Source organism: Megasphaera sp. DJF_B143 (genome assembly GCF_900320625.1).
Classification (GTDB): domain Bacteria; phylum Bacillota; class Negativicutes; order Veillonellales; family Megasphaeraceae; genus Megasphaera; species Megasphaera hexanoica.
The window spans coordinates 1-5,173 of record NZ_ONTA01000110.1; the positions used below are offsets into that span (position 1 = coordinate 1).

Annotated in this window: 5 protein-coding genes and 1 pseudogene; 1 reads left to right on the forward strand and 5 read right to left on the reverse strand. The window is 47.9% G+C overall.

The features are described from left to right. The 4 genes from DBO31_RS03180 to DBO31_RS03195 form a co-directional block, all read right to left on the reverse strand. Positions 1–335, reverse strand: a 335-nt coding sequence (locus DBO31_RS03180; protein WP_150824425.1) for an amidohydrolase family protein, incomplete at its 3' end; no start/stop codon positions are given. Beyond that, the gene (locus DBO31_RS03185; protein ID WP_150824426.1) at positions 332–1,552 is read right to left on the reverse strand and encodes a YgeY family selenium metabolism-linked hydrolase; all 1,221 of its coding nucleotides are present in this window, start codon (positions 1,550–1,552) and stop codon (positions 332–334) included. The genes DBO31_RS03180 and DBO31_RS03185, both read right to left, overlap by 4 nt. Before the next feature lie 372 nt (positions 1,553–1,924). Next, positions 1,925–2,575 carry a transcriptional regulator gene (locus tag DBO31_RS03190; protein WP_059076416.1) on the reverse strand — a complete coding sequence of 217 codons (651 nt, stop codon included), beginning with the start codon at positions 2,573–2,575 and terminating at the stop codon, positions 1,925–1,927. 156 nt (positions 2,576–2,731) lie between these two features. Beyond that, positions 2,732–4,192: a sodium:solute symporter gene (locus tag DBO31_RS03195; protein ID WP_150824427.1), complete on the reverse strand. Its 1,461-nt coding sequence runs from the start codon at positions 4,190–4,192 to the stop codon at positions 2,732–2,734. Positions 4,193–4,386: 194 nt separating this feature from the next. Here DBO31_RS03195 and DBO31_RS03200 point away from each other — a divergent pair, with 194 nt between their 5' ends. Further along, complete coding sequence (locus DBO31_RS03200; RefSeq protein WP_059076414.1) at positions 4,387–4,698, forward strand: DUF6506 family protein; 312 nt, start codon at positions 4,387–4,389, stop codon at positions 4,696–4,698. Positions 4,699–4,784: 86 nt separating this feature from the next. On the opposite strand, the pseudogene DBO31_RS03205 reads toward DBO31_RS03200, so the two are convergent. Then, positions 4,785–5,173 (reverse strand): annotated as a pseudogene (locus DBO31_RS03205) (lactate racemization operon protein LarA); the annotation flags it as partial.

Below are 5,173 nucleotides of genomic sequence, written 5' to 3' on the forward strand. Positions count from 1 at the left end.
CCGATACCGGCCAGGTTATGGCGCCACGTCGCAATGTAAGTTTCTGGCAGGGGGGCTACGGATATGCCATCCTGTCCCAGGATTTCTGTCGTTACCCCCTGCATGACCTTTGGCAGGACGCGGCTGTCCTGCAGTACTTCGATATCACTGTGGCTGTGGGTATCAATGAATCCTGGCGCTACGATACACCCCGATGCATCAACACAGGACATTCCTTCAGACGGTTCGATGTGACCGATTGCCCCGATACGGTCCCCATCGATGAGAACATCCGCTTTATACCGTTCCGTTCCCGTACCATCTACAATAGTCCCATTTTGAATGAGAATACTCATACACATGCGCCCCCTTTACCTGGCAGGAACCGTTCCTGCAACAGGGCCCCCATTACTGCCACATAGCAGGTAACAGCGCCGGTAAGCTGGGAAAGTTCTATGTATTCATCTACTGTATGAGCCAGGTCTTCCCGGCTGGGTCCCAGTCCGATTGTGGGAATATGGGCTTCACCGGCATAGTGGCTGCCATTAGTGCAGAAGTTATACTGGCGGATAGCCGGTGTGAATCCGGCCTGTTTCATCGCGTCAGCTGCTGCCTGAACAAAGTCAGCCTGTTTATCGTACAGCCAGCCCGGGAAAAAACGTTCTCCTTCTATATCTGCACCAGTATAGCACCGTTCTCTGCCTACGGCATAGGACAGGCGGTAAGACGCCTCTCCATCTTGTTCCATCAAGGTGTGGAGTGCCTGTTTCAGCGGTGCCAGGACGGATTCCTTTGTTTCCCCTGTCAGCAGACGACGGTCGTACGTAGCCCGGCAGTAATCGGGAACGACCGAAGCCCCGGGATAAGGTGAAGATTTGATATCAGTCAATTCCAGGATTCCCTTTCCCAATACGGGATGAACGGGAGCCGGTACCTGCTGCAGACATGCAATAGCCTTACACATTTTGTATACAGCATTGACGCCTTTTTCCGGATTGGCAGAATGACAAGACTTCCCTTTTGATTCAAGGACAATTTCAGCCCGCCCGCGCTGGCCTACTTTAAGATCGAGGCCGGAAGCTTCTCCGATGATGACATAGTCGGGACGGATGGCCTGACTGATGGCGCGGGCTGCGACGCCTTCAAAGCATTCTTCATGAACGACGGCAGCGATATACAGGGTACCGGCAAACTTCTTTTTTGTCTGTCTGGCAAACCGTACTGCCCCGACCGTCATGGCGGCCAGTGCGCCTTTCATATCGCTGGCACCACGACCATACAGACGGTTTCCATGTATATCTCCGGCAAAGGGAGGGTAGGTCCAGGCTGTTTCATCTTCAACGGGAACCGTGTCGATATGGCCATCAAAGAGTACGACTGGTCCCGGCCGGTCTCCCTTGATAGAAGCCAGCGTATTCCCATAGTCATCTACCTGAATCGTATCAAATACACCTTGCTCTTTCATATACGTCTGCAGTACGAGACTGGCGCCTTTTTCCTGTCCGGACAAGCTTGGCTGGCGGATCAGTGCCTGACACAGTTTCCGGACTTCTTCACAAGATATGGTTTCCACGCCACATTCCTCCTTTATGTTATCAATGCAGCCAGGGGATATTCCCCTTTCTTCTTTGTTATGGTACGCACAATCTAATTTTTTGTCAATATTTTATATAAAACCTAAAAAATATTTTTGCATTTATCTTGACAAATATCTAAAAGATACGTATTATTATATGCACTACAGTAATACTATTTTAGATAAGGATGATTTATATGAATGCATTAGTGCAAAAAACAGGGCGGGCCGCCCGTCTGGCCATCCAGGCAATCTATACCATCAATCGTCTTCTGGCACTTCCAGCGACTCATCAGAACTAATGACATGTATCATGCCCAAAGGGGGCTGTCGCATACCGTACGGCATGTGACAGCCCCCTTTCTGTCCCTAAACGGGTGCATCATCATCATTACTGCTGTCAATATAACTGTACAGCGTATACTTGGAGATGCCAAAGTATTTGGAAATTTTATCCCCCGCTTTGGTAATCAGCAGGGCTCCATGGTCATTGAGGAATTTAATCGCCCGGATTTTATCATCGCGCGTCATGAGCGGCACAGGTTTTCCTACCTGACGGGTCGATTCTTCAATAAGTTCCTGCAGAAGTTCCGTTACATTGTGCGGAATACTGCCCGTTTCACCCTTCTGCGACGTAATAGATACCAGCGGGTTAATGGCATTGCTGACCATCATCAATTCAGTAATATCAAAATTGAGAGAAAAAATACCGATGATTTTCTGCTGTTCATCACGGATGTAAATAGTCGTCGATTTCAGGATACGCCCATCCTTTGTCTTTGTCAGGTAACTGCCATCGGTGTGCAGTTTTTCCGGTTTGCCGCTCAATGCCTCCAGAACAGCCATAGACGGACCATCTCCTACTTTCCGGTGCGTAACATGCCCATTTTCAATGGCAACAATGGAATGTTCCGCATTGTCCCCACTGAGGTCATGGACGACGACTTCACAGCTGGGCCCGAACTGCTGTGCAATACCCCGGGCTAATTGTTTCAAAAAAGTAAGCATATTTTCTTTCATCGGTCAACGACTCCGTTTCCTAATATACACGAGCAAAAATTTGTTTTTCAGTCATGACAAATTTTCATTATCATCTTAATTTACTATACCATATTCTGCTCCGTAAAAGCAAAGTAAAATCGCATAAAACCGAAAAAGAACTACTTTACAGCCGAATCAGGATTCGTGTTCATCATAAGCCAGTTCTGTCGTTTTTTCTTTCGGCGGCATCAATTTGGAGAAAATGACAAATGCTATGAAGCTCACAACCAGACCCGGCAGGATAGGCTGGCCGAACTTAATACCAAAAATGACACCATGGGTAAACTGTTCCAGATACACGACGACAATCGTACCGGCAATAAGTGATGCCATCGTCCCTGCAAGAGATGCGCCTTTCCAGTATAAACCGATGACATATGGGAAGAAAGCACCGGCTGCACGGAGCGAGAAGGAAAACATAAGAATCGTAATAATGCTCGATGTATTGAATAATGCAACGAGCAGGGAAAGCAATCCTGCCAGGACCATGACAATCTTGGCAACTTTCATAACCTCTTCATCGGTCGCTTCCGTTTTAATGTACTGGCGATAAATATCATTGGCAAAAATAGATCCGGCTCCCAGAAGGTCCGAACTGGCACTGGACATCGTTGCCGAAATGACACCAGCAAAGAGGATGCCACAAACGAGAGGCGGCATAGCCGCTACGGCCAGAACCGGCAGGGCATAGCGTGAACCGACACTTTGGAACTGGGTCGCATCAAAGATGCCCATATTAATGAGAGCCAATACGATGACGCCCAGTGTCGCCGGAATAAATCCATAGATGAAATTGATGATAGCAGCCATGACAGACCCTTTCTGGGCAGTCCGACCATCACGGGCTGCATAATACCGTGATACTGCTTCCTGTCCTACCGTAAAGGTAGTAATATACATGATAGTCAGGGCAATGACATCGATGACACTGTAACCGGAAAAGAGATCCAGTGATTCTGCCGGTACATTGGCCACGACATTATCCCATCCTCCTGCCAGATTGAGAGCGTAAGGAAGAGCTACGGCCATACCAAATACGATGAAAAAGACCTGTACAAAATCGGTAAGCGTAACAGACCAGAGACCTCCCATGACAGAATAAATCGTAACGATGACACAAATAGCGATGACGGAGACTTTAAAGCTGATACCCATCATCGTCGAGAGAATGACGGCTGATGCAATCATTTGCCCTGCCGTCAGGCCAATAAGGGGCAGAAACATGACGATTGCCGTGATGATGCCCGGAAGCCGGCCATAGCGGCGGCGGAAATATTCCGGTACGGTCTTGACTGTCGATGCCCGGAATTTGGGTGCCAGGAATGTCAGAATGACAAAGGCGAAGCCCATGGCAATAACATACCAGGCCGCACTGATACCGTATTTCCCCATGCCCTGCTGGACAACGCCCAGCGAACTGCCACCGCCGATTTCCGTGGCAGCCAGCGTCCCCGCCATCAGGATAGGGCCCAGACGGCGGCCGGCCACCATGAAGTCCGCATTGCCGGAAATCATGTGCTTGGAGTACCAGCCGATGAAAAGCATAAATGCCATGTATGCGATGACAACGGCGGCTACAATAATAGATCCACTCATACAAATCCCTCCTTAATGATATGATAGTAACAAGTAGTGGTTATGTTTTTATCATATCTACAAACTAAATTTTTGTCAATTATTCAAAATATTTTTCATCTCCCGCCGCCTTTCTTTTATGACCGATGCATCTTGCATTTCTTCTTTCTCTTTCGTATGATATACCTATCAATATGAAAAGGAGACGATATGGTATGAGTTATCAGGCAGCATTCATGTATATTGCCCCGGGAAATGATCCGGAAAAGCAGAAAGCCGTCATCCCTGGACCCGGTCTCGACCTGACCGTAGTCGGTGTCAAATCCTATGAAGAAGCCGTCAAAGAAGCAAAAAAACTGGTAGAAAACGGAGTAGGTGCCATTGAATTATGCGGTGGCTTCGGCGTAGAAGGGACGGCCATGATCAAGCAGGCCGTTGCCGGCAAGGCCTCAATCGGCGTCGTCCGCTTTGATATCCATCCTGGCATGGGCAATAAGAGCGGTGATTCATTTTTCATCAAGAAATAACAATACAGTGGCAAGCAATACATAGTATTAAAAAAGCGGTGTGTACAAATCATTGTACACACCGCTGTGTTTATGTCATTCTATTGTTACTTGACAATAACCGACACGCCATCGGGAATGACCGTAACTTTCGGGTCAGCCACACCTTTTGCCGCCAGAAGCTTCTTCGCCATAGCAAAGGCTTCGTCAATATTCGCCGCATATTTCAGATGCATAGCTTCTACCATATCTTTAGGGGCATCAGTTACCATTATGATATCAAAATGGAGCAATAAACGCAATAGTATCTGCGATTCCCACTGGTCAAAGATTGTTTCATTCCGATCGCGGGCCAGTATTTCGTCCATGGCTTTCTGCAGATCATCGGCCTGTTTCAACGTGTTAAAGAAATCTTCGCCGCCATGTCCATCACTGCAGCTGGAGCAATCGATAATGACACCACCATCTTTACATGTGGCTTCTGCCGCCGTCATAC

Excerpts from the sequence above, each read along its gene's own strand:
- DBO31_RS03190 (WP_059076416.1), bottom strand. The coding sequence starts at position 2,575 with ATGAAAGAAAATATGCTTACTTTTTTGAAACAATTAGCCCGGGGTATT.
- DBO31_RS03195 (WP_150824427.1), bottom strand. The coding sequence starts at position 4,192 with ATGAGTGGATCTATTATTGTAGCCGCCGTTGTCATCGCATACATGGCA.
- DBO31_RS03200 (WP_059076414.1), top strand. The coding sequence starts at position 4,387 with ATGAGTTATCAGGCAGCATTCATGTATATTGCCCCGGGAAATGATCCG.